The organism is Acinetobacter lwoffii (assembly GCF_029024105.1).
GTDB classification, from domain to species: domain Bacteria; phylum Pseudomonadota; class Gammaproteobacteria; order Pseudomonadales; family Moraxellaceae; genus Acinetobacter; species Acinetobacter lwoffii.
In genome coordinates this window covers 753986-779639 of the sequence record NZ_CP118963.1, presented here as the reverse complement: position 1 = coordinate 779639, position 25654 = coordinate 753986, and the positions used below count along the sequence as shown (strand labels likewise).

Sequence of the window (25654 nt, the reverse complement as noted above, 5' to 3'; positions counted from 1 at the left end):
GGATTACAGTCCGATTGAAGCCTGAATATTCGTCATATTCGGAATATGGAAAAGCTGTTCGTTCATACGCACATATTGAAAGATGGCAGGATCATTCACGGGCTGATCGACATCGACCACTTCGGAAATACGAATCCGGATGGTTTTCGGCATTTCATTGCACATCAAGGCAAAGCGCTGAGTGATTTCATCACCCTCAATCACCAGTGCCACTCCATTTTGACGTAAAGGATCATTCACTGCATAAACTGGCAATTGTGCTTCATGCCACTCCACTGTCTTAACCTGCGTATTGCTATCCAGTGCTGACAGGACAATATTTTGTGGCAATAGCATCGGATCTTTGCCATGACAGTCAATAATATAGGCATCAATAAATCCGGTCGATACCGTAATCAGATGCTGAAGTTCCTGCTGGCTAATCTGATCAGCCATTTTGCTGTTCGAATTGGTCTGACTCATATATTACCCCTGTTTTTCAGCAATCAGTTGCTGGATATTGGCCAGCAGCTCCGCTTCCTGGAACGGTTTACCCATATAGTGCGTTACGCCCAAGCTGAATGCACGTTCACGATGCTTCTCACCGGTACGTGAGGTAATCATGATAATCGGCAAGTCACGGTGAATATCATGGTGACGAACCAGATTGGTCACTTCGAAACCGTCCATGCGCGGCATTTCGATATCCAGCAACATCAGATCCGGTCTGACGTTTTCAAGCTGCTCGATCGCATCCACACCATCTTTGGCAGTCACAATATCATAGCCTTGACGTTCAAGCAGACGCGACGTCACTTTACGTACAGTTACCGAGTCATCGACAATCATTACCAGACGACGTGCATTGGAATTACGCGAACCATCACGCTGATCATTCAGCTGTTTGACACGCTGTGTCGCCTGAATCTGGCGGGCAACATTCTGTCCATCGAGAATCAGACAGACCTGACCATCACCCAGAATCGTGGCACCGGCCACCACCCCGACGTTGGCAAACTGCTGTCCAATCGGTTTTACTACAATCTGCGCTCGTGAACCGACCAGCTGATCGACCAGTAAGGCAATGGTCTGACCACTATTTCCTTTGATCAACAGCACCGGCAATGAATGCCCAACATTATTCAGACGTGGAATCGGCTGGTTGCCCACAAACTCAGACAGATAGCGCAATTTGTAATTTTCGCCATCGATCTTGAAATAGTCATCTTTACTGTTGAAATAACTTTCCAATGTAGTCGGCGCAATACGTACAATTCGGTCAATCTGCGCCAGTGAAATCGCATATTGCTGATCGCCCACTTTCACCATCAAGGCATCGCTGACCGCTACGGTGGTCGGAACGCGGATCGTAAAGACCGTGCCCTTGCCCAGTTCCGAGCTCACTGACACATGACCGCCCAGTGATTTGATCTCGCTTTGTACCACGTCCAGACCGACACCACGACCAGAAATCTGGGTCACTGCTTTCGCGGTACTGAAACCAGGATGGAAGATAAATTGCAGGATTTCTTCCTGATCGATGGCTTGATCCGCTTTGATCAGATCCAGACTCAGGGCTTTTTCACGAATCTTCTCTGCATCAATCCCCTTACCATCATCACTAAAGGACACGATTACATCGGTTCCCTGACGGCTGATGTTCAAGACAATAGAACCGACTTCCGGCTTGTTCAGTGCGATACGATCTGCAGTATCTTCCAGACCATGGTCAATCGCGTTACGCAGCATATGCTCAAATGGGGTGACCAGACGCTCGAGAATGTTACGATCCAGTTCACCTTCGGTATTCTGTACGATCAGTTCTGCAGGACGGTTCAAGGTGGTCGAGGTTTGACGCACGATACGCTGTAAACGCGGCAACATCCGATCAAATGGAACCAGACGGGTACGCATCAGGCTTTCCTGAATCTCGGCCTGAATACGGGATTGTTGCAATAACAGACCTTCAGTTTCGCGAATCTTGTCGGCCAGTGTACTCTTGAAGTCGACCAAATCTGATGCAGATTCTGCCAGTGATTTAGACAGCTGGTTGAGCGACGAATACTGGTCCATTTCCAGCGGGTCAAAGTCAGCATAGCGCGAGTTCTCTGAACCGTGTTTGGCAATAATCTGTGATTCCAGCTCGCCTTCCATTCGACGTAACTGATCAGCAAGACGTTTGATCGCCAATTCCATCTCGTTCAAGGTATTGCCTAGCTGACCCAGGTCCATCTCGATACGCGAACGGTTAATCGAGTTCTCACCGGACAGGTCAATCATCTTCTCGACCAGATCAGCAGAGATACGGATCATCTCGTTATTACTATCGCTGGTACCGCTATTCGCCCATTCACCCATCATCTGTGGCGGTTCAGTACCATCACCTTCAACAAAGCCGAAGTCTGTGCTGACTACAAGATTATCTGTTTTCGCCAGACGCTCAGGCAATTGCGCAGTAACGTCCACATAAGCAATCTTTTTCAGACTGCTGTGCAGCGGCTCAAAGCCGCTATAGTCGCGCTGGAAAATCGCCTGTCTTAACCAGACCAGCGTTTTCTGCAATAAGCCATCATAGGCATTCGAGTTAAATTGATAGACCGCAAACTGTTCGAAAGTCGTTTCCAGCTCATAGGCAATACTGGCCACTTCTTCAACATCAATCATACGTGCGCCACCCTTGATACTATGGGCGGCACGCTGTAATTGCAGCAATAAACTACGGTCACTACGCTGATCAAACCATTGATTGAGGAGCTTCTCGGCATTCGCCAGAATCTCTTCGGATTCTTCCAGGAAAGACTCTTCAACAATGGATTTCAGTTCGTCTTCTTCAGAACGTTCTACTGGTGTGTCTTCAATAGCCTCAGAAGACTCAGAGATTTCCAGTAATTCTTCAGCTTCAGCCAGATCAGTTGCAGGCTGTTCAGTCGTTGCTGACTCTTCAAGTTGCGGTTCAGGAATTGATGTCGCTTCGACCTCTACAACTTTAGCTACAGTGTTCGCGCTCTCCACAGCAGCAACAGCTTGTCCAGAAACCAGCGCCTGAATATTTTGCAGAATCGCAATCGCTTCTGGTGCAGGATAATCAATACCGTCTTCCCGAATAGATTGAATACGATCGGAAACGTTGTCCTGTACCAGACGGATAATCTGGATTAAAGCAGGTGTCACGGCAATTTGCTGACGGATCACCCGCTCATAAATACTTTCTAGTTCATGCGCAATCAAACCGATATGCGATGCTGCGATCATGTTTGCACCACCTTTTAAGGTATGCAAATGACGCATCAGATTGTTCAGTGAGGTCGTATCATCCTGTTTTTTGCTCCAGGTATTTAGATCTTCATCAATGCCTGCCAGCAATTCATCCGCTTCTTCCAGGAAGATACTTAGTAATTCTTCATCAAAATCACGGTTGGTTTCAGCACTTTGCTGCTGCTGACGATCCGCAGCGATGCGTTGGCTCAAGCCAGCAAAATCGACACTGCCAGTCGCGACAGTTTCAGCCACCTGTGTGGCCTCTGAGCTTAGCTCAACATTCTGATTGGTATTATCTTCAGCAAATATTTCCAGATCCTGCTGCACAAATGCAGACAGTTCACTGAGTATTTTTTGAATTTCATCATTCAGAATGACGCGCTGTCCTGCGGCCAAGGTATCAAATAAATGAATAAATTCCTGATGCGCCTGTGCGAACAGTTCATAAGCATAATCGCTGTTTAGCAGCACTGGCTTTTCAAGCAGCGCATCATAAGCCGATTTCAGATCGGCAGTGAATTCATGAATTCCCTGCGCTGCCCGGCTTTCTGTATGTGCCAGCAATTCCGCAGCCTGCTGGCTGAGTGCCTGAATATATTCCGGATAATCGACTTGGGCGCGTTTATCAAATTCAAACTCGGCATCCAATAACAGATCAATATCCAGCTCAACCAGTTTGGACACCAAGCCTTGCGTCTGAATACTATTGGTTTCAGTAACTGCAAAGCCATAATCATTCCAGACACGCTCAAAGGTGGCATATACCGCATCCAGTTTTGCAGTGTTGCCCTGACGTAGCAAATGCAGATAGTCACTGACAAACTCGGCATACTGAATCAGTAAAGCAGTTTCTTTTGAGGTTGAGACAATTTCATCTTGCAGCAGGGTTTTGAACAGATGCTCTACTTTAGAGCTGGCCTCAAAAATCTGGTCAATCTGCGCCATGGATGAACTGCCGCGCAAGGTATGAATCGCACGAATTAGCGCATTATAATCTTGTGATTTTTCATCTTCAGTGCGAAGGAAGGTGGCAATCGTTTCCAGATGCTCTTCTGCTTCTTCAATAAAGATCGCCACAGTTTCTTCGATATCACTGCGAACCGGTACTTCTACTGGCGCTACTGTTAGCTCAGCTTCACTTGGCTCATTGTCTGCAAGCTCAAGACCTGTCATCTGACCTTCAGCAGTCAAATGAACTGCCAATGCCAGTAATTCTTCCAATGCAGGCTCAGGCGAAATTTGTTGTTGTAATTGTTGTCCCAACAGCACCATTGGACGCAGGTCGAGATCCAATTGCTGTACATGTTTGAATTTTGGATATAAAGCATATTGATAGACATTCAGTACCGCTTGGGCAAATTTTTGCACCGTCGGTGTTAGCTGAATCGAACCGGACAAAACCCGGTTTAAGGTATCTTCAACCGCCCAGGCCATTTCCCCTGCCGATTTTGCCCCGACCATGCGGCCTGAACCTTTCAGGGTGTGAAAATGGCGGCGAATGGTCTTCAGATTTTCTTGATGATCTGGATTAGTCAACCATTCTGGAAATAAAGCATTTAACTCAACGAAGATCTCTTCGATTTCCTCAACAAAAATTTCAAGAATTTCTGCATCTTGGTCAAGATAACTATCTTCAGGAAGCGTTGTCGTTTCAACTAAATTTTTTAATATTTCTTTCATAGCTCATGCTTCTTACGTTATGCCGCCAAGAAGGGCGCTCAAACTTAATTGTGACCGTCACGCGATACCTAACGTATGAAGTTAAGTACATCTTGTCGAGGCTTTATCTGTATTTTCTGAATGTGTCTCAACCGCGGTCAAGACACATTTCCCCATCATGTCTGACTTTATTCTGGTAGTTTAAAGTCAGATACAGATTCACGTAATGCATCGGCCATGTTTGCCAGTTCAGATACTGAACGTGCTGTATCGAAGGTTGCACTGGTGGTTTGCGAGGTAATTTCCTGTACGACATTCATCGTGGTCGCAATATGACCTGCAGATGCTGACTGCAGTTTCGCAGCATCAGAAATGTTCGCAATCAGTTTCGCAAGGTTGTTCGATACTGTTTGAATCTCATCTAGTGCTACACCGGCATCTTTAGACAAGTTCGCACCACGTACAACTTCCGATGTAGTTTGTTCCATCGAAATAACGGCTTCGTTCGTATCCGTTTGAATGGTTTTTACCAGGCCTTCAATCTGCTTCGTTGCAGAAGCTGAACGTTCCGCAAGACGCTGTACTTCATCGGCTACGACCGCGAAACCACGACCTGCTTCACCGGCCATCGATGCCTGAATTGCTGCGTTTAATGCCAGGATGTTCGTCTGGTCAGCAATATCGTTAATCAAGGCTACGATGTTACCAATTTCCTGAGAAGATTCACCCAAACGTTTAATACGTTTTGAAGTTTCCTGAATCTGTTCACGAATCGTGTCCATACCCTCAATTGAGCGATGTACGACATCCGCACCGTTTGCAGCAATTTGTACTGAACGCTCTGCTACCACCGCTGATTCATCGGCGTTGGCAGATACCTGGTCAATCGACAGTGCCATTTCGTTAATCGCTGCAGAAGCACCAGCAATTTCTTGTGCCTGATGCTCAGATGCTTCAGCTAACTGGTTGGTAATGCTTTGTGTAGTTGCAGTATATTGCGCAACTTCTTGAGAAGTTTCAGTAATACGCGATACCAGATCACGTAACTGGTCGATCGCAAAGTTAATCGAGTCGGCAATCGCACCGGTAAAGTCTTCAGATACTGTTGCATATGAACGCAAGTCACCATCTGCAAGATCGGCGATCTCATCCAGTAAACGTAAAATCGCATTCTGGTTACGGTCATATTCTTCTTGTAAACGGCCTACACGCTGCTTATCCGACAAACCACGCAGAGAAAGCAACTTGAATACACACAGCAAGAAACCGACTAATAATGCGATTAGCAGGACTGCCGGAACAACCGTTTTAAGACCTGAGTTACCCGATAATTTATTCAGGTTATCCAAAAGCACATCAGATTGAGAAAAAATAGATGCGGCTGCCTGACGAACTTTTACGATCTGTGTAGAGTTTTTCAGAATAATCGCTGATGCAGACTCGAGTACGTCATCATATTCAGCCTTGATACCTTCCAGAGATTCACGCAGAGTTGGATCATCAATACGCTGTACACCCAGTTCAGCAGAACCATTTAACTGTGCATTCAGATAAGAACCAAAAGTTTCGGTATCGGCACTGAAGTCATCCGCAGATTCACGTGAACCATCATTACCTGTCAGTACCAAACTGATTGAACGTAAGATACGTTCTGCAATGAATACCTGGTTTTTGGCAATAACCACCTGGTTCGATGGCATATCTTGACGTGCCATCTGGTCGACCATCAAGTTATATTCCGCCTGAATCCCTGGAATCGCTTCACCAATCGCGATGTTGGTGTCGTATAACTGGTTAATAATTTTTTGTTGCGAGGTAATCAGATCAATACTGCTGGATACTTCTGTCCACTGTTTATCAACAGCTTGCAACGCATCATTGTTAGAGTGAATACTTTTAACTGTCTCAAGGTTTTCAGCAAAAGCTTTTTGCGAATCAGTCAGGTTCTTCATGGCCTCAGGCGTACCCGAAGCTGTCGCTTCAGTCGCTTGGCGCGAAATCGTTTGCGAGAGGAGACGCAAATCACCCAGACTTTGAGTGAGTTCATTGGTACGTGGAACACTATAAAAAAGATACAATAAAGTGATCAGTGCGGCTAAAAGACAGCCTGCTGCTCCATAGATCAGCGGTTTTGATTTCTCACTATCACCGAAGACACGTGATAACTGATCTACTTGCGTTTGAATCTTAGCTAAAAAAGCATTACCGCCTTTGCGGCCAGTGCTCTCACCTGTATTTTTCTTTTTAAGTTTAAAGCCCATGCAGCCTCTCCCCGGTTGACGCCTTGCTTAGTTTCGAGCGCGACATTTAATTTATAAATTTTATAGATGCGTTCATAAATTTTGGATTTTGCAACAGACGACTGAATAAAAACACATGCCACTGCTGGTTGTGCTGATGGAAAAACCCCTGACAATATTCTTGTAAGTTTTTATCCAATTCAGATTTCTTCGAAAAGAAACTTTTCTTATTGAAATGTTGTATACCCAAAACTTGATCTACGACCAAACCCACATACTGGTCATTATGGTTGATGCATAATACTTTTTGAGTCGGTGAAAATTGACTGCTCTGCCCTGATACATACTGCGTCAGATCAGAAACCGATAACAGTCTTCCCCGGATATTCGCCAGACCCAACACCCATGCTTGTGTCTTGGGTACCGGCGTATATTCTGGGGGATAAATCACTTCTGATACTTCCCCCAGCGGGGCAACAAAATATTGCCCCATCATCTCAAAAGCAATGCCCGACCATCGGTTAACTTCATTGCCATTGGAAACGTAGTTTTTATTCCCCCGTTTCGCAATGCGAAGCAATTCGATAAATCCATTTGCTGCCATAGAGCTTATCCTGCATTGAGGTGCTGCTTAATTACATCTATTAATTGTTTTTCATCGACTGGTTTTGTTAGATAATCCGCTGCGCCTTGACGCTTGCCCCATACACGGTCAGTGGCCTGATCCTTAGTACTCACAATCACGATTGGAATATGTTTGGTCGTTGCACCACGTGCAATCTGGCGGGTCGCCTGAAAACCATTCACGCCCGGCATAACCACATCCATCAGGACTAGGTCCGGCAATTCTGCCTGTGCCATGGTGACGCCATCTGCGCCATTGGCTGCTTCAATCACCTCAAAGCCGTGTTTAGAAAGAATCTCTCTAAAGCGAAAAGTTTCTGTCGGTGAGTCATCCACAATTAGGATACGTGCCATGCCAATTCCCCAAAAAAATCAAATATTAAGCACTAATATGGTTACGGATTGCATTGAGCAATTCATCTTTACTAAAAGGTTTAGTCAGGTATTCATCTGAACCCACGACACGACCTTTGGCCTGATCAAATAAGCCATCTTTACTCGATAGCATAATCACAGGAATATTCTGGTAATTCTGAGAGTTTTTGATTAAGGCGCAGGTTTGATAACCATCCAGGCGCGGCATCATAATATCTACAAAAACGATATCTGGATTTGCTTCGGCAATTTTTGACAAAGCCTCAAAACCGTCTACTGCAGTAATGACCTCATAACCTTCGCGTTGAAGAAGAGTTTCCGCAGTACGACGAATGGTCTTTGAGTCATCAATAACCATAATTTTTAGATTTTGGAATTTATCGTCCATTTGTTTAACCCTTCCCATTTTAGAAACTATATGCCATAAGGCTCATAGGATTATTTTATTACGATCGATAAACATTTTTAACATAAAGTCACTTGTATTATCAATGAACATTTTCTACACAAGTAGACAAAATCATTTATTTTTAATAACAGCTTCACATTTTCTTATCGTTATTGGTTTTTTTTTGACTAACGGTAGTTTTTTATTGATAAATTTAAGTCTAATATAACAAGATTATTACTTTAAAATAAGTAATTTAGTCAACTTTAAATTCGGGGAGCCAATGATGAGTCAGTTTTTAAGAAAACTTGCTGTCATTGATAAAAATAAAATGACTGGTCAATTCATTGTTGTTGTGCTGCTACTGTTACAGGTGAGCTTAACGTGTGCGAGTAGTAACCAACTCCCGCAAAAAGCCACTTGGTATCGTTATTATGACAGCAAGGGTGTGGCCAATATCAGTACTAATGTCACGCCAAATCATATCCGTTATGGTTATGAAGCACTTGACCAGAATATGCAGGTGATTAAGCGTGCCCGTCCTTATAATGCCGAAGCGGATATCAGGCAAGCGCCACAACGTGCCCAACAGGCGCAGCGAATTGCCGAAGATCATAAACTCAAGCGTGCTTATAACAATAGCCAGACCGCTTTACAGAAAAAGAATGACAGCCTGGTCCAGTTAAAAAAACAGATTGATTTTCAGCAAGAACAAATGAAGCAACTGCAAAAAGATCGGGTCATGTTTGTGCGTCAGGAACGTGAATATTTACGTAAAGGTAAAACCCCACCGGCACAGCTGAAAACAACATTAGACAATAACCAGAAAAATCTCGCTTCCCAGAAAGAAAATATTCAATCTTTACAAAGTCGCTATCGAAATCTGGAAGCAGAATACGACAAAATTATCGCCCGTTTAAAAGCACTTGAATAAATACAAATAGCTAGCCGTGGTTTTGATCCATAGCCAGCTAAAAGGACTCATATGCAAACTGCACCGCATTCTCATGATTTAAATATGCCTTCCCCGCGCTCTATCCTGATCATGAGTGCACTTTGCTTAAATATGTTTTTAGTGGCTTGTGATAAAAATGAACCCGTACAGCAAACCGAAACAGCCAAATCCATTGAAGTCATTCCTCAAGATCTAGTTGCAGTTCAATCTGGCAATTCAGTTCAAAAAACCGCATTCACCGGCACCATTCGTGCAGTCAATCAAAGCAGCATACAGTCACAGGTCTCTGCTACTGCCACCAGCGTAAACGCACAGGTAGGTCAAACAGTTGCCAAGGGACAAGTGCTGGTACGCCTGAATAATCAGGACAATGCAGCTCGTCTGGCACAGGCGCGTGCGAATCTGGCCTCAACTCAAGCGCAAGCCAATCAGGCGCACAACATGATGCAGCGTAAAAAGCGTCTGCTCGATCAGGGGTTTATTTCAAAAGTAGAATATGAACAAAGTCAGGTCGATTATCAGGCCCAGCTTGAAAATGTCCGCGCCCAGCAAGCCAATGTCGATATTGCCCAGAAAGCAGATCGCGATGGCACCATGACCAGCCCGATCAGTGGCGTGATTACCCAGCGTCAGGTTGAACCCGGCCAAACCGTGGCGATTGGACAAACCCTGTTTGAAATCGTTGATCCAAAACGACTGGAAATTCAGGCACGCGTACCCAGTGATCTGCAATCAGGTTTAAAACTGGGCAGTCAGGTCGAATACACTATTCAAGGGAACCCAAATCGGCTCACTGCCGTAATTAGCCGGATTTCCCCGATCGCAGATCAGGCCAGTCGCCAGATCGAATTCTTTGCCACGCCAAATGAAACAATTCCCTCACTTAGCATTGGCTCCTTTGTCGAAGGCAACATTCTGAGTTCACAACAGATCTCTGGCCAGCTGATTCCATTAGATACTGTCCAGGATATCCAGAGCAAACCCTATGTCTGGGTGATTCGCCAGAATAAAATTATCAAGGTCAATGTTCAGGTTCTAGAACAGCGTTATAGCGACAACATTGCCGTGGTTCAAGGACTGGAAAATGGCGATCAGGTCAGCCGGGTTAAGTTTAGCGAATCCGATCTGCAAAAAACTGTCACCCTTCGCGCCAACTAAAACCATTCATACAGGATCATTGACATGTGGTTTACCCGAATTAGTGTGAAGTATCCGGTTTTCACCATCATGATGATGTTCTGTTTGATGGTGCTGGGGCTGGCTTCATGGCAGCGGATGGGCGTTGAAGAATTCCCTGATGTCGATTTCCCTTTTGTGGTGATTTATACCAACTATCCGGGTGCTTCTCCGGAAACGGTTGAATCGGAAATTACCAAAAAACTTGAAGATCAGATCAATACCATTTCCGGTTTAAAACAGGTCATTTCCCAGTCCAGTGAAGGCCTGTCCATCATCACCACTGAATTTAATCTGGATGTGACATCTACCACAGCAGCTCAGGACGTGCGGGATAAAATCGCTTCTGTAACTGCTGAATTTCGTGATGAGATTCAGGAGCCGATTGTCGAACGTTATGACCCGACGGCGAATGCGGTGATGTCGATCGTATTTGAATCCGACAATATGGATGTAAAAGCGCTCAGTTCTTATCTGGATCAGCGGATTGTGCCACAACTGCGCACAGTCCCTGGGGTGGGAACGGTCAATCTGCTTGGTGATGCGCAGCGCCAGATTCGGATTCAGGTGGAACCGCAAAAACTGCAAGCCTTTGGCATCGGTGTGGACAGTGTCATCAATACCTTAAAGGCCGAGAATATCGAAGTCCCGGGGGGGACACTTAAATCGGGTAATTCGGAACTGGTCATTGAAATCAATTCCAAAGTCTTGCATCCCCTCGCCTTCGGCGATCTGGTCATTGCCAATAAAAACGGCGTACCGATTTTCCTGAGACAAGTGGCCAATATTCAAGACAGTCAGGCAGAGCTGGAATCCGCTGCTTTTCTAAATGGCAAAACCGCAGTCGCAATTGATATTCTGCGCAGTTCAGACGCAAACGTCATCGAAGTAGTAGACAAGAGCTACGCAACTTTAGAAAGTATTGAGGCGCAGCTTCCACAAGGCACTACTTTACAAGTAGTGGTAGATTCCTCCAAAAGTATCCGCGGCACCATTGGCGATGTAGCCCGCACCATTATTGAAGGTGCGGTACTGGCCGTGCTGATAGTCCTACTTTTTCTGGGTTCTTTCCGTTCAACTGTGATTACCGGTTTGACTCTGCCCATTGCACTCTTGGGCACGCTGACCTTTATCTGGGCCTTTGGTTTTAGCATCAATATGATGACTTTGCTGGCGCTGTCCTTGAGTATTGGCCTGTTGATCGATGATGCAATTGTGGTACGTGAAAACATTGTCCGGCATGCCGATATGGGCAAAGACCATGTGACTGCCGCGCTCGATGGCACCAAAGAAATTGGCTTAGCCGTGCTGGCCACGACACTGACCATTGTTGCCGTCTTCCTGCCTGTGGCCTTTATGGGCGGAATTATTGGCCGTTTCTTCTACCAGTTCGGGGTCACGGTGAGTATGGCCGTTCTGATCTCGATGTTTGTCAGCTTTACCCTGGATCCAATGCTCTCTGCACATTGGGCAGAAAAGAAAAAAGATCCGAATAAAAAACCAGGTCGGGTGAAACGTTTCTTTAGCTGGATCTCCGGCAAGCTGGACAATCTAAGCCATGTCTATGAAAAATTATTAAAACTGGCATTGCGCTTCAGATTGATTACTTTATTAATTGCTGTCGCTTCTTTATTTGGTGCTCTGGGTTTATCCAAATTGATCGGCACCGAATTTGTACCAGTTCCCGATAAAGGCGAAATCCGGATCAAGTTTGAAACACCGGTCGATTCATCGCTTGAATATTCACAAGCCAAACTGCAGCAGGTGGATCAGATTATTCGTCAGCATCCGGATGTCAAAGCCACCTATGGGGTAATTAATGGCGCAACCGACCGCGGTAAAAACCATGTCAGTTTACGGGTGACCGTGACGCCGCGTACCGAACGTGAAAAGACCCTGAATGACCTGAATAATGAATTCCGCCAGCGTCTGCAATCGGTGGCCGGAATCAGCATTACTTCGGTGGCATCCGCTGATGAAACCGTGTCAGGCGGTCAGAAGCCGATCATGATCTCGATCAAAGGCCCGGATCTGGATGAACTGCAAAAAATTTCCGATCGTTTTATGACGGAAATGGCGAAGATTAATGGCATTGTCGATCTGGAAACTTCATTAAAAGAACCCAAGCCGACCCTCGATGTACAGATTAATCGCGTCTTGGCCAGTGATTTAGGTTTATCGGTCAATCAGATTGCCAATGTGGTGCGTCCGCTGATTGCCGGTGATGATGTCACCACCTGGCAGGATGAAAAAGGTGAAACCTATGATGTGAATCTGCGCCTGACCGAAGACCAGCGCAGCTTGCCTAGCGATTTACAGAATATGTATATCACCTCAAATAAAACCGATGCCAATAATCAACCAATTCTGGTTCCGCTTTCGAGCGTGGCCAAATTTGAAGAAAAACTCGGTGCCTCGCAGATTAATCGACGTGATCTGGCACGTGAAGTGCTAGTCGAGGCCAATACCTCAGGACGTCCTGCAGGCGACATTGGTACGGATATCAGCCGCTTGCAAGAAAATTTTGATATGCCACCGGGTTATAGTTTCGATACTCAAGGCTCCAATGCCGACATGGCAGAATCCGCAGGTTATGCCCTGACTGCGATTACCCTGTCGATTGTCTTTATCTATATTGTGCTCGGTTCGCAGTTCAACAGTTTTATCCATCCTGCGGCAATTATGGCCTCACTACCATTGTCGCTGATTGGCGTATTTCTGGCCTTGTTCCTGTTTAACTCAACCATGAACCTGTTCTCGATTATCGGCATTATCATGCTGATGGGACTGGTGACCAAGAATGCGATTCTACTGATCGACTTCATCAAGAAAGCCATGGACCGCGGCGAAGACCGTTATGATGCGATTATTGCCGCTGGTAAAACCCGTTTGCGTCCTATTCTGATGACTACCAGCGCGATGGTCATGGGCATGGTGCCACTTTCCCTAGGGCTAGGTGAAGGTGGTGAACAAAGTGCACCGATGGCGCATGCGGTGATTGGTGGGGTAATTACCTCTACCTTGCTGACCCTGGTGGTGGTGCCGGTGATCTTTACTTACCTGGATGACTTTAAGAATTTTATGCTGCGTCAGGCACGTAAAATCATGGCATAATTTAATGCAACACAATGAGGTGACATTCCCAAAAGCTCACCTCATTTTTTATTGTATAATCCCTGCTTTAACGCTTAATTTTTTAGGACAGTTTCCATGCGCGCGAGTCGCTTTTTATTTGCAACGTTAAGAGAAACCCCGAACGATGCTGAGGTTATTTCACATCAGCTCATGCTTCGTGCCGGTATGATTCGTAAGTTGGCTTCAGGTCTATACACCTGGTTGCCGATGGGCGTTCGCGTATTAAATAAAGTTGAAGCGATCGTTCGCGAAGAAATGGACAAGGTCGGTTCACTTCAAGTCTATATGCCGGTGACTCAACCTGCATCTTTATGGGAAGAATCAGGTCGTTATGTACAATACGGTCCTGAGCTTTTACGCTTCAACGACCGCCATGGCAACCCATTTGTTCTCGGTCCGACGCATGAAGAAGTGATCACTGACCTTGCACGTAACGAATTAAAAAGCTACAAGCAATTGCCTGCAAACTTTTACCAAGTACAAACCAAATTCCGTGACGAAATTCGGCCACGTTTTGGCGTAATGCGTTCACGTGAATTCATTATGAAAGATGCCTACTCTTTCCATGCCAACCAGGAATCACTGCAACAAACCTACGACGACATGTATGCAGCCTACTGCAAAATCTTCACCCGTCTTGGTTTAGATTTCCGTCCAGTACAAGCAGATACCGGTTCAATCGGTGGTTCAGGTTCTCACGAATTCCACGTACTGGCTTCAAGCGGTGAAGATGATATCGCCTTCTCGACTGAATCTGACTATGCAGCCAATATTGAAATGGCAGAAGCAGTACTTGTCGGTGAACGTGCGGCACCTACACAAGAACTCAAACTGGTAGATACACCAAATCAAAAAACCATTGCAGATGTATCAGCATTCTTGGGTACGAACCCTGCTCATTCAGTAAAAGCCTTATTGGTTCAAGGTGTTGTAGCGGAAGAAGGTCAAGGTGCACCTGTGGTTGCTTTATTCCTTCGTGGTGATCACGAACTGAATGAAATTAAAGCTGAAAAACATCCTTTAATTGCTGCACCTTTGACATTTGCTACTGAAGAACAACTTCAAGCACTTGGCTTAACTGCTGGCTTTGTCGGCCCTCAAGGTCTGGTCGAAAAAGGTGTCACCGTCATTGTTGATCGTGCAGCATCGGTATTGTCTGATTTTGTTGCGGGTGCAAATGCAGCAGATCAACACGCAACAGGTGTAAACTGGGAACGTGATGCGCAGTTCACTGAAGTTTATGACCTACGTAACGTGGTTGAAGGCGATCCATCTCCAGATGGTAAAGGTACGCTTCAAATCAAACGTGGTATCGAAGTGGGGCATATCTTCCAGTTGGGTCAAAAATACTCTGAAGCTTTAGGTTGTAAAGTCTTGGGTGAAGATGGCAAGCCATTCACTGTAACAATGGGTTGTTATGGTATTGGTGTAACGCGTGTAGTAGCTTCTGCAATCGAGCAGAACTTTGATGAGAAAGGCATTATCTGGCCAACTGCCATTGCACCGTTTGAAGTTGCCATTGTGCCGATGAATGCGCACAAATCTCCAAGAACTATGGAAGCTGCGGAAGCACTCTATGCTGAATTGCAAGCTGCAGGTTTTGACGTGTTACTCGATGACCGTAATGAACGTCCGGGCGTGAAATTCTCTGATCTTGAGCTTACAGGTATTCCACATCGTATTGTGATTGGTGAAAAAGGCTTGGATGCAGGTACTTTTGAATATAAAGGCCGCCGCGATGCTGAATCAGTAAATATTTCGAAAGAAGAATTATTGGAGAAGATTGCTAAATAATTCCGCTTTCTTATAAAAAATCCCGCGTAATGCGGGATTTTTTATGGCTATAAACTAGCAGAACTTATGCCCACCAAAGCAGTTTGAAGTCACATTCTGGTTTTGTAGCAACTTATCCATTAAGGTTAAGGTTGCGGGAGTTCCACCATTGTAGTTAGTAAATTGACCGACATCAATATTTAATTTACGTACGACTGGCACATTTGCAAGCGAACCTACAGCTTCACCTACATTTACATTAATCAAATTTTCAGGACGTAACAGGAATTCTGAAATAGCTGTGGCAACTTGAGGTAATACAAATGAAATATCCACTTCATCTGTGGTTTTTAATACCCCTAGTTGGATCGGATCTTTAAAAGACATCCACCAACCTGGTTTGGCAATATCAGCTGCATCTGCTCCTTGCCAATGTACATTTTGACTTTGTAAAGATAAATAGCCGCCTGTACCATTTAAAGGAATATTATGAATCATGTTCAAAGCCTGGACAAAGGTAATGTCCATATTCAGATTATCCAGACTTGAACCGGCCCCCATTTGAAAGAAAGAATGAGTTCCCAAATTAAGAAAGTCAATTAATGGGTCAAACTCCACGTATAGTTTATCATTTGAGAAATTTGGTGTACCAATTACATCGTTTGGCAAAGTTGCGCCAGATATAGGCGCTGCCAAAGGAATCGAGGTAATACTGGAACGAATATTCGTCACAGTTGCCGACTTTAGTCGTTGTCCGGTTACAATAGTCTCAGGCATGGTAAAGTCCACCCGCATGGAAGGCACAGTAATTCCAGTATGGCCCTCAGCACCAGGCTTACTAATAAATTCACGTGTTTGCCCCAAGGCCTTTAAATTCCCTTGAATTTTTTGATCACTTGCATTACCGAAAGTTCCGGCCTTTGTTACAGACTCGCCCGTAGTCTGCGCCATTTTCATATAGCCACTAAAACTTTTGAGACCATCATTCGGATTCTCAACGTTATCAGTTCCCATGGTCAAAAGCCCGACAATTTTATCTGCACCTAAGCGAAAACCCACTACTTCTCGGGTAGAGGCACTTCCGCCATTTTTAATCGCAAATTCAATAAAAGGATTATTTATACTGGCACTAGTATTAGCCCGATCACCGGAAAAGACAGGATTCCCTTCAGCATCAAAGCTGGGATTCAATCCACTTAATGCTAAGTTGGAAATATCAATATCACAGCCTGTTCCACCGTTACTTCCACCACAACCGAGCTGTAAAGTTTTAATATTAACGTTCAACTCCATCAAAGCCTCAACGCTCAGCTTATGAAAGTTAATCCCTTGAGATGAATCATAAGCATTTTCTAGATTTAATAATGCTTGTGCATCAACTGCAGATAAAGCGTCATCATCTAAAGCTGTCATTGCAAAACTTTGCTGTGTAATCACACACATTGCCAAAGCCAGACTATTCAAAAATATTTTTTTCATTTTAACGTCCTTATATTCTTATTAACGTGGTGTGATTCCCATCGTGCTACGAATGGTTCCACCAGTCAGTGCAATACTTGCCATATTTTGCATATTGCCATTGGTCGCCATGGCAAAATTGGTTTTAAATGGTGTCGCAATATTATTTTCGTAATTGAGTTTGACTTGATTATCCAAAGTCACTGTATCGGCACTGACACGAACTTTTCCTTTAACGCCCAAATGACCTTCCATCCGGTTAAAGTTAATCGAAGAAGTTTTTAATACCCCGGTTGAATCAATATCTTCATTGGCAATACTGAAATAGCTACCTAAATTATCTTTATCTGTATTTTCTTCTGATGTGAGTGGCCTAAATTTAAAGTTTGCCTCAAGTGACAAGAAGTTGGTATCTGGAGAACTGGCGGTTGGATCTACCCCAGGAATAATCACCAGTTCACCATTTCCATCAAGTTTAAAAGCGATATTGGTTAAAACATCGTCACGTTTGGAAAAATTATCGTGAGGCACATAGGCCCCGCATTTAGTGACCGATGCACTGGTACAGTTATATTTAGACCCTGGTAACTGACCAATCGCAAGCTCAGCTTTGGCTCCAATCAGTAGTTTATCAGCACGAATATAAATACCTTCATCTTCATAGCCAATAATACCTTCCGACTTGATCAGAGCATCGATATTCCTAAAGCCGGCATAATAATTAACTGCCTCACCATGATCGCCATTCTTGCCATCAATCAATATTATTGAGGTAGTGCTTGGCAAACCGGTTTTTTTGTCAATTCCGTAACCTTCAGTCGATGCCATGATGTTATAGGCAATGGCCTGTTTATTGTCTAGCCCATAGGTCGTCCCAGATAATGCAACATTGGCATTTAAATTATAGATAGGAATACCAATCCCCCATGAGCCCCCATCCCCACCCAGCTCGTTGAGCGAATTATCTGAAATAAACCGTGCCTTCGCAGCAATGGCCTGAAAGTCCATGCCTCGTATAGCAATAAGTGCAAAGTCATCCCCAGCCGCTGAAGTGCTGAGCGTCTGTTTAAGCACCTCACTCCCACCTAAAGTCTTTCGCATATTTTCATTAATGATAAAATCAAGACTTTTTGCAGTAATAGTATTTATATATATATTCCCAAAATCGATATAAGCATTTTTCCCATGTAAGGAACCGTCAGCATTACGTGTAGTCAATGGTCTGAGATTGGAAAATTGCACCGCATGGCTTCCCTTACCAGTATGACCAATCTCAAGTGTTGTCGGTGCCATAGTTGCTGGACGTCCAGTACTATTAGCACCTGTGAAATCTGCAGACAAGCCCAGATTCAACCCGCCTTCTCCGACCAGGCCACTGTAACCTGTTGCATTTTTGTCCTGACGCTCTAATACACCATTTACTTTATTGCTAACATCGAAAGTACCAATTTGGGTTTGATCAGCACTCATGGAGAGTCTTGCATTAGTGACTGCACCTGAAGCCCCTAATCGCATAATATTTTTACGTTCGTTATTTGGCGTATTATACCGTAAATCAATGTTAACCCCCGGATTGGTCGGATTAACCCGGCCAGCCGCGATATCAGTCAGATCTACAGCACGCTTTAAATCTACATACTGCTCTCGTGTTGTCAAAACCATGCCTTCGTTCGGGTCAATATACAGATAGCCCGATCCTGCAAAATTAAAATTAAAGTCATTCAAAATCAGACTATTTTCACCTAATTGATGACTAATCGTGGCATTTTTCAGTTGAAAGTCGATACTCGCAATTGAATCTTTATTAAATAAACCTGCACTGGTTTGCAATAGAACACTCAGCGGTGTAGAGGTACTAATTCCTAATGCACCTAAGCTTTGATTAGATTGTGTACCCGCAGTCCGAATACTATTTGCAGACTGACTACATGGATTGGTCGTACAAGCAATTTTTACCAAGTTTAAATCTGCAGTGGCTTGAAATGGTGAAACACTTGCCGCAAGCCGCAGTCCTGCCCCTTCCGAAGTTGCACCGACATCTATTTCCAGTTGACTAAGGATTGGATTATTATCTTTTCCATTAATTTCAACATCATGCAAACCTAAACCCATTTTTGTATTAGTCGTTGGATTTGGATCATACCAATTAACTTGAGCAATACTGGCTTTAGAAATTTCATGAGTAATCACCATACCATCTTGTCCAGTGACTTCACTCAATTCCTGCTCTTCAATACTTTCAAGTGCATAACCTTGTTGGATAAGACACATGCATACTGTTAGCAATTTCAACTTTATTGTTGTTTTTTTCATTTATATATCCTTATGCTGTACTTGACGTTGTTACTAACAACGACTTTGTGCCCCACCTGTACAGTTATAACCAAATATTTTCAAATTGCCTGACATATGTAAATTGCCATGAACATTCAACCCCATAAATCCTTTCTCAGCACCTTTATCAAACGAAGGAACATCTTGGGGTGCGGTTGTATAAGTTCCATCGGCATTATAGGTACGGCCGGTATAGGTACTATAAGCACCTGTATTGGCATAACCTTCTAATGCACCAGCACCTGTGCCCGTTTCGATAGAAACTGTATTAAAACCTAAGTTACGGATCTTCAAAGGTTGGTCATCATAGAATCTGATGTCCATGGCCGTTTGTGGCTCATTACGATGATTAATAATGGTTGTTCCATCAATTGAGAACTTATCAATCTGAATTGTGCCCTGAATACCTTTAAACACTAACCACTTTTTATTTCCATTGGCATCCATATGATTATTCGGTGCAATTGCTAATCGGCAAAACTGTCTACTTTCCCCACAAGTGTCCGGATCGAGCACATAAAATACTTCTAGTGGGTTACCATTTCCATCAAGCCGAGAAATTTTATCTTTACTTAAATCTGTCGCATAAACATGGTTTAAAGATAAAGTCCAGTTAAGATCTGCTCCACCCTGTCCTACGGTATCAGTTAATGCTTGCTGATCCAGAATCTCTAATCCGGCATAGCTGAACATCGAAGTACATAACAGTGTACAAAGAGTCAATAATTTGGACATGTTCGTACTCCCTTATAGACCTGTAGTTTTTATTTTTAAATGTTGAATCAGCACACCATCAATGACTGCCGAACCAAAGTTTTTACTTGAGCCATCAATGCTTTTAAATACGATGCCGGTTGAATCAACACCATCCTTCGCTCGCAGCATATTTGTCTCTGGAATCCGTTCTGTGGTGCCTATGGCAATACTACTGTGAGTTGCATTACGCCCTTGATAAAGTGCAGTAGTATCTAAAACATTATTTTTAATTGGTGTGCCACAACTATAGACATTACAGGTAGAACCCTTTAAATCGGTTGTTCCGAGTCCACCACCGTAATTTTGATAGATTTGATTATAAATAGAAGGAATATTGGGAATACGTGTCACTTCTAAAATAATGTTATTGCCTTCTGAACCCACCACGAAAGGCTGGTACATATTACCGAGCACCAAGTTAATATTTGGACTATAGAGATATAAACCATCAAAATCATGAAAGACTGGAGCAATACTTCCATTCAAGGCTGGGGTTGGGCCATCACCATCAAGCCCATCTGTTTTTGCTGCAGTACTTAAACGAATACCTTTCCTGTTTAGAGCATTATTACGAGTATTGATTGAATCTGTATTTCCAGCATATGTTCTGGCTAAAGTTACACTTTCAGCCGAGATCATCTCCCGATCAAAACCTTCTGCTTCTAATTGCTTATCTGTAAGGGTTCGTAATACCGCAATTTCTGCATCAGTTTTATTTTTTACTTTATCAAGCCTTGATAACAATCGAGTATCAAAATAACCAGTTGCCGAAGGATTATCATCAGTATTTAAGCGAATAATACTTGCCAAACCTAATGTTTGATTATAATCCTTATTGTCAGATTCTAAAGTTTGAAACAGCCGAATTTGTGAGCCATTAAGGCTAAGACCATTGGCAACAAATTGGGTTCTCAAACGGTGTTCTTTATCAAGCCCCGAAGTCGGCCCACCTGTTATAGGATCTACCACATTAGAAGAATTAAGCTCACGCGCAAAAATATCACTCCAGAAACCCAACTTGATATTATTATCACTTTCCACACCTGCAATCGGGCTTAATGGAGCCTCCAAAGCAATATAGCCTACATCTTTAGCAGCATCCTTGAACTGTTTAACATTTTCAGTTCCCGCACGAAACAACCAGGGATTCTCGGCTGATCCCCAGCTAAAACCCTGATTACTGTATCGCGTGCTTAGAGAGCCATCGCTTTTTGACAATGCCAGACCATAAATAAATACATCGGCTTTGGTTCTTAAAGAACCGACTGTGGTATTTTTTGCTTCTAACAAAGCGTCAGTTTTCGCATCACTAAGAATGCCTGCATACAGTTCTTCTGTCTGTTTTTTCGCTTCTGCTTCTGCAATTTGCCCTGCTTGAAATTTAGCTCGAATATCTGCTGCCGCATATGAGGCATCACTTAGTCGCTGCACTAAGCTATTAATTTCTGATCCAATAACATTGTTACGCGTGAAACCAGTCAAACTTTTGTAAAAAGTAGAATTGGCTAAATTCGCATTCGCTTCACTCGCACGACCACCATATAACAGCTGAATCATTTCATAGGTATTTGTAGTGGCATGTTCCAATGCTTTTTCAGCATAATTCAAAAGCCCTGTGGGATCTTCACTGACTGGTCTCGTCGTATAAACAGTCGTACCATCATTGACAGCCCTACCATCCGGGTCAAACAATCCTCTATTTGTTCCATTTCGATAGTAATTATGCCGTTCATTAAAATAGCGTTGAATAATTGCATCTGAATTAAAATAACGATCAGGAATTTCAGACTCTAATTTGGTCCTTTCAGCAGTCAGTTTATCCGGAATAGGCTGGGTATAGGTGCTGTATAAACTCGTATAACTCGTGTCATAAGTGGAATTGTAGGTAGAGGTATATAAAATGTTATAGCCGCTATCGATTTTTCCTTGAAGAACATTATTATCATAAGATGTTTTATAAATTTTATCATATACATTCTCCCCTAACTTCTCATAGTTTTCCCCTGTTGGAATAATACGAATAAATCCTGTATCTGCTTGTCCGGGATTTTCAATGCCTCTGGCATAACTGGAACCAGCAGAAAGATCTTTAGGACCTTGAAACACCATTTTGAAGTCGTCAAGAACAAGCGCAACACCTTCACCTGTGGTGTTAGAAAGAGAAGAATCTGATAATTCCTGCATCGCATGTGCAGAAGGCAACAGGCTGAAACCGATTGTCATCGCCAAATAACTTTTGCGAAATTTAAATATATCTTTTATCTGAGCCATCTCACTCTTTCCTTTTTATTCGATGCTCCGCACCTTATGCTTCAGCTTCCCAGCCGCCAATCTTTGATTTTTTATAATGCATCGCATCTTTTTTATGGTTATGCGGAATCCATTATGCTGATTTTTGATACAGATGCCAAAGCCAATTAGGCGAAAAATAGCAGTTTCCGATGAATGAAAATCTCAAAAAAATAAACGGGACATAAAGTCCCGTCATTCAATATTTTAAAACAATTAGGTCTTCGGCAAAGTAACGCCTGTCTGACCTTGATATTTACCACCACGATCTTTATATGAGGTTTCACAGACTTCATCAGATTCAAAAAACAGCATCTGCGCTACACCTTCACCTGCATAAATACGCGCAGGAAGATTGGTCGTATTTGAAAACTCTAAAGTGACGTGTCCTTCCCACTCTGGCTCAAGCGGAGTCACGTTAACAATGATGCCACAACGCGCATAAGTAGACTTGCCCAAGCACACGGTCAAGACATTACGTGGAATGCGGAAATATTCGATGGTACGCGCCAAAGCAAACGAGTTAGGCGGAATGATACAGACATCCGACTCGATATCAATAAAGCTGCGTTCATCAAAGTTCTTCGGATCGACAATTGCAGAATGCACATTGGTGAATACTTTAAATTCACGTGCACAACGCACGTCATAACCATAGCTGGATACGCCATACGAAATCAGCTTTTGACCATTTTCATCCAAACGTACCTGGTTTTCTGCATACGGTTCAATCATGCCGTGTTTTTCGCTCATTTCGCGAATCCAACGATCAGACTTAATTGCCATTGATATAATCCAAAAATCTTAAAAACAAGTTATTACGACGTACTTTAACTGAAATTGACACTAATGAAAATAAGTGAAAGGCTTAGAGCTCAAGTTACCAAAAAACTGCTGATCGAGATCAGCTTATAAACTTAAAAGTGCAGAATAGCTTAAAGGAATGGAAAAGCTCATTAATACCAGCGAAGCCGTTTTCTGCAGGTTTTTCTGATTGAGCCAGCGACTGTTTTTTCTGGCCAGGATTGAACCCAGAAAAGTCCAGAAGAATGCAATCGGAATCAGCAGAAGTAAGAAAACAAGCATATGAGTCATATAATGCTGACTACTTTTCCAGACAATGACAGGAAAAATAGCTGAGGCAAATAAAAGTGCTTTAGGATTAAGCAAGGTTGCCAAAAATAATTCTCGTGCGCGAATCGAGACATTTTCAAGATTTTCGCTTATGTCTGCAGTCCGCCATAATTTCACAGCAAGGAACAGAATATAGCCAGCACTAAAAAGCTTGAGAATGGTCGGTAACAGTGGAAGATGAACGGAAATTTTTCCGATCAGAATGCCCCATAAGCTAATGGCGATCAGATAACCAAAGGCTTCGGCAGGAATTAAACGAAATGTTTTTTTAAATCCGACCTGAATGCCTGAAGATGCCAATAAGGTATTGGTTGGGCCTGGTGTTAAAAGAATGGTTGCCACTAAACCAATAAAAAACCATGAAATCATAGTTTGACCTCGCTCTAATCCGCGTAGCATAGAAGAATTCGGTCAGTGCTGCAAAAAAATAATTGTAAGAGAACATATAATCTTATATTAAAATTTATTTATTTTAATTAATTCAAATATTTATATAAGATTTCAGGATAAACACCCGATAGTCATTTCAGTCAATTTCGATCATTTAAATCGAGCTAATTTTAAAAATAAGAAATAAGAAGCCCTAGCTTTTAGCTAAGGCTTAAATATCTGAATTGTCTATAGAATTAAAAAATTCGACTATGGTCTTTCTCTGCTTTAGGTAACTGCGCTGCAATTTTCTCTGCAATCAGCATATAGCTTTCTGCAGCAGCATCTCCCGCGATCACTGACGGCGTTCCAGCATCGGCATTTTCACGAATTTTAGCATCCAAAGGTAAACGACCCAATAATGGGACTTGATATTGCTCAGACAGTTTATCGCCACCGCCTGTACCAAAAATCTGTTCCTCAAAACCACAATTTGAGCAGATATGGGTCGACATGTTTTCAATCACGCCCATGATCGGAATCTGCACGCGGTTAAACAATTCAATGCCTTTGGTCGCATCCAGCAAGGCCACGTTTTGTGGCGTTGTCACAATTACTGCGCCCGTTACCGGAATACGCTGCGCGAGAGTTAACTGGATATCACCTGTGCCAGGTGGCATATCAATCATCAGCACATCAAGGTCTGGCCATAGGGTCTGATTGAATAACTGCATTAATGCACCCGTGGCTTTTGGACCACGCCAGGCGACTGGAGTATTGTGATCTCCAGTTAAATGGCCAATTGATAATACCGCCATCCCATAGGCTTCGATAGGGACAAACTGCTCTGCTTCGATCATTGGCGTTTTGCCGGCATTGCCGAGCATAGTCGGAATACTTGGGCCGTAAATATCGGCATCTAGTACGCCTACGCGCAGGCCTAATTTCTGTAGAGCCAAAGCCAGATTTACAGTCGTGGTCGATTTACCTACGCCACCTTTACCAGATGACACCAGAATCACATTTTGAATCCTTGGGTGTTTTGGAACATCACGCTGTTGCGGCGCAGCTTTTTGAATAGGTGGATTATTTGGATCAGCTTCTTCTGTTTTTGCAGGCTGTGCCGACGCATCAACCACAGGGGGAAGATTGGGTTTTGCTTCCGCTTTAGGCTCGCTTGAACAGTTTTCACCTTCAGCATGGTTATGCCCGCAACCCCCTTCTTTCTTATGTCCAGTTTTCTGCTGAATCACATGCATATTCAGTTCTTGAATACCACATTTTTGCAAAGCTTCCGCCAGTTCATCATGAATCTGTTGCAGCTGCGCTTTTTCTTCTGGATAGGTATTCAAAGTGATTTGCAGAATCTCACCCTGTACATTGACCTGCGTAATACGATCTTTCAAGGCATTGCTGGAATTTGGCAAGATATAGTTTTGCAGTACGTTTTGCACAGCTTCTTCGTTCACCTCCTTGGAAGGCGAAAAAACCGATTTAAGCGAAGAAAGCCAAGACATAGGTTACTCCAAAAATGTAGATCGACATCTGAATCGCTTAGTTTAACGGGGTTTTAGGCGAAGGTTAAGCACTGTATTGGAGAAGATGAAACAGATATCTTTAATTTCCAACTATTTTACTTGGTTTTGTGAAATATTTTATGAAATCTTGGTGAATAGAAATAATGAAAAATGAATGATTGAGAGTAAAGAAAGGCAGATTATTTTGATGTAATAAATTTTTTTTATTGATCTT

Annotated in this window: 17 protein-coding genes; 4 read left to right on the top strand and 13 right to left on the bottom strand. The window is 43.4% G+C overall.

Translation table 11 applies throughout. The features are described 5' to 3' along the window. Nucleotides 1-3 precede the first annotated feature (3 nt). From PYW33_RS03575 to pilG, 6 genes are all read right to left on the bottom strand, one after another. Nucleotides 4-462 (bottom strand): hypothetical protein, encoded by a 459-nt coding sequence (locus PYW33_RS03575; protein WP_004645839.1) that lies wholly within the window; start codon nucleotides 460-462, stop codon nucleotides 4-6. A 3-nt stretch (nucleotides 463-465) separates the two neighbouring features. Next, nucleotides 466-4917 carry a hybrid sensor histidine kinase/response regulator gene (locus tag PYW33_RS03570; protein ID WP_004645840.1) on the bottom strand — a complete coding sequence of 1484 codons (4452 nt, stop codon included), beginning with the start codon at nucleotides 4915-4917 and terminating at the stop codon, nucleotides 466-468. 167 nt (nucleotides 4918-5084) lie between these two features. Continuing rightward, nucleotides 5085-7157: a methyl-accepting chemotaxis protein gene (locus PYW33_RS03565; RefSeq protein ID WP_004645841.1), complete on the bottom strand. Its 2073-nt coding sequence runs from the start codon at nucleotides 7155-7157 to the stop codon at nucleotides 5085-5087. A gap of 46 nt (nucleotides 7158-7203) precedes the next feature. Next, nucleotides 7204-7740, bottom strand: a complete 537-nt coding sequence (locus tag PYW33_RS03560; protein WP_004280709.1) for a chemotaxis protein CheW — start codon at nucleotides 7738-7740, stop codon at nucleotides 7204-7206. A 5-nt stretch (nucleotides 7741-7745) separates the two neighbouring features. Next, entirely contained in the window at nucleotides 7746-8114 is a 369-nt protein-coding gene (locus PYW33_RS03555; protein WP_004280710.1) for a response regulator, read from the bottom strand. 25 nt (nucleotides 8115-8139) lie between these two features. Then, entirely contained in the window at nucleotides 8140-8523 is a 384-nt protein-coding gene (gene pilG / locus PYW33_RS03550; protein ID WP_004280711.1) for a twitching motility response regulator PilG, read from the bottom strand. 286 nt (nucleotides 8524-8809) lie between these two features. Between pilG and PYW33_RS03545 the strand changes: the two genes are divergently transcribed. The 4 genes from PYW33_RS03545 to PYW33_RS03530 all read left to right on the top strand — a co-directional run bounded on the left by PYW33_RS03545 (nucleotide 8810) and on the right by PYW33_RS03530 (nucleotide 15583). Beyond that, on the top strand, nucleotides 8810-9457 hold the full coding sequence (locus PYW33_RS03545) for a hypothetical protein (protein WP_004645843.1): 648 nt from the start codon (nucleotides 8810-8812) through the stop codon (nucleotides 9455-9457). 51 nt (nucleotides 9458-9508) lie between these two features. Beyond that, nucleotides 9509-10636, top strand: coding sequence for an efflux RND transporter periplasmic adaptor subunit (locus PYW33_RS03540; protein WP_004645844.1), 1128 nt, complete (start codon nucleotides 9509-9511; stop codon nucleotides 10634-10636). A gap of 24 nt (nucleotides 10637-10660) precedes the next feature. Then, entirely contained in the window at nucleotides 10661-13768 is a 3108-nt protein-coding gene (locus PYW33_RS03535) for an efflux RND transporter permease subunit (protein ID WP_004645845.1), read from the top strand. 96 nt (nucleotides 13769-13864) lie between these two features. After that, nucleotides 13865-15583, top strand: coding sequence for a proline--tRNA ligase (locus tag PYW33_RS03530; protein WP_004645846.1), 1719 nt, complete (start codon nucleotides 13865-13867; stop codon nucleotides 15581-15583). A 54-nt stretch (nucleotides 15584-15637) separates the two neighbouring features. Here PYW33_RS03530 and PYW33_RS03525 read toward each other — a convergent pair whose 3' ends face one another. The 7 genes from PYW33_RS03525 to apbC form a co-directional block, all read right to left on the bottom strand. Next, on the bottom strand, nucleotides 15638-17041 hold the full coding sequence (locus PYW33_RS03525) for a hypothetical protein (protein ID WP_004645847.1): 1404 nt from the start codon (nucleotides 17039-17041) through the stop codon (nucleotides 15638-15640). Nucleotides 17042-17062: 21 nt separating this feature from the next. After that, on the bottom strand, nucleotides 17063-19333 hold the full coding sequence (locus PYW33_RS03520) for a DUF6160 family protein (RefSeq protein ID WP_004645848.1): 2271 nt from the start codon (nucleotides 19331-19333) through the stop codon (nucleotides 17063-17065). 33 nt (nucleotides 19334-19366) lie between these two features. Further along, nucleotides 19367-20089: a hypothetical protein gene (locus PYW33_RS03515; protein ID WP_004645849.1), complete on the bottom strand. Its 723-nt coding sequence runs from the start codon at nucleotides 20087-20089 to the stop codon at nucleotides 19367-19369. A 12-nt stretch (nucleotides 20090-20101) separates the two neighbouring features. Then, nucleotides 20102-22381, bottom strand: coding sequence for a hypothetical protein (locus PYW33_RS03510; protein ID WP_004645851.1), 2280 nt, complete (start codon nucleotides 22379-22381; stop codon nucleotides 20102-20104). A gap of 234 nt (nucleotides 22382-22615) precedes the next feature. After that, nucleotides 22616-23185 (bottom strand): dCTP deaminase, encoded by a 570-nt coding sequence (gene dcd, locus PYW33_RS03505; protein WP_004280726.1) that lies wholly within the window; start codon nucleotides 23183-23185, stop codon nucleotides 22616-22618. Between the two features lie 123 nt (nucleotides 23186-23308). Beyond that, nucleotides 23309-23902, bottom strand: a complete 594-nt coding sequence (locus PYW33_RS03500) for a LysE family translocator (RefSeq protein ID WP_004645853.1) — start codon at nucleotides 23900-23902, stop codon at nucleotides 23309-23311. Nucleotides 23903-24159: 257 nt separating this feature from the next. Continuing rightward, nucleotides 24160-25419: an iron-sulfur cluster carrier protein ApbC gene (apbC, locus tag PYW33_RS03495; protein WP_004645854.1), complete on the bottom strand. Its 1260-nt coding sequence runs from the start codon at nucleotides 25417-25419 to the stop codon at nucleotides 24160-24162. Between the last annotated feature and the right edge of the window lie 235 nt (nucleotides 25420-25654).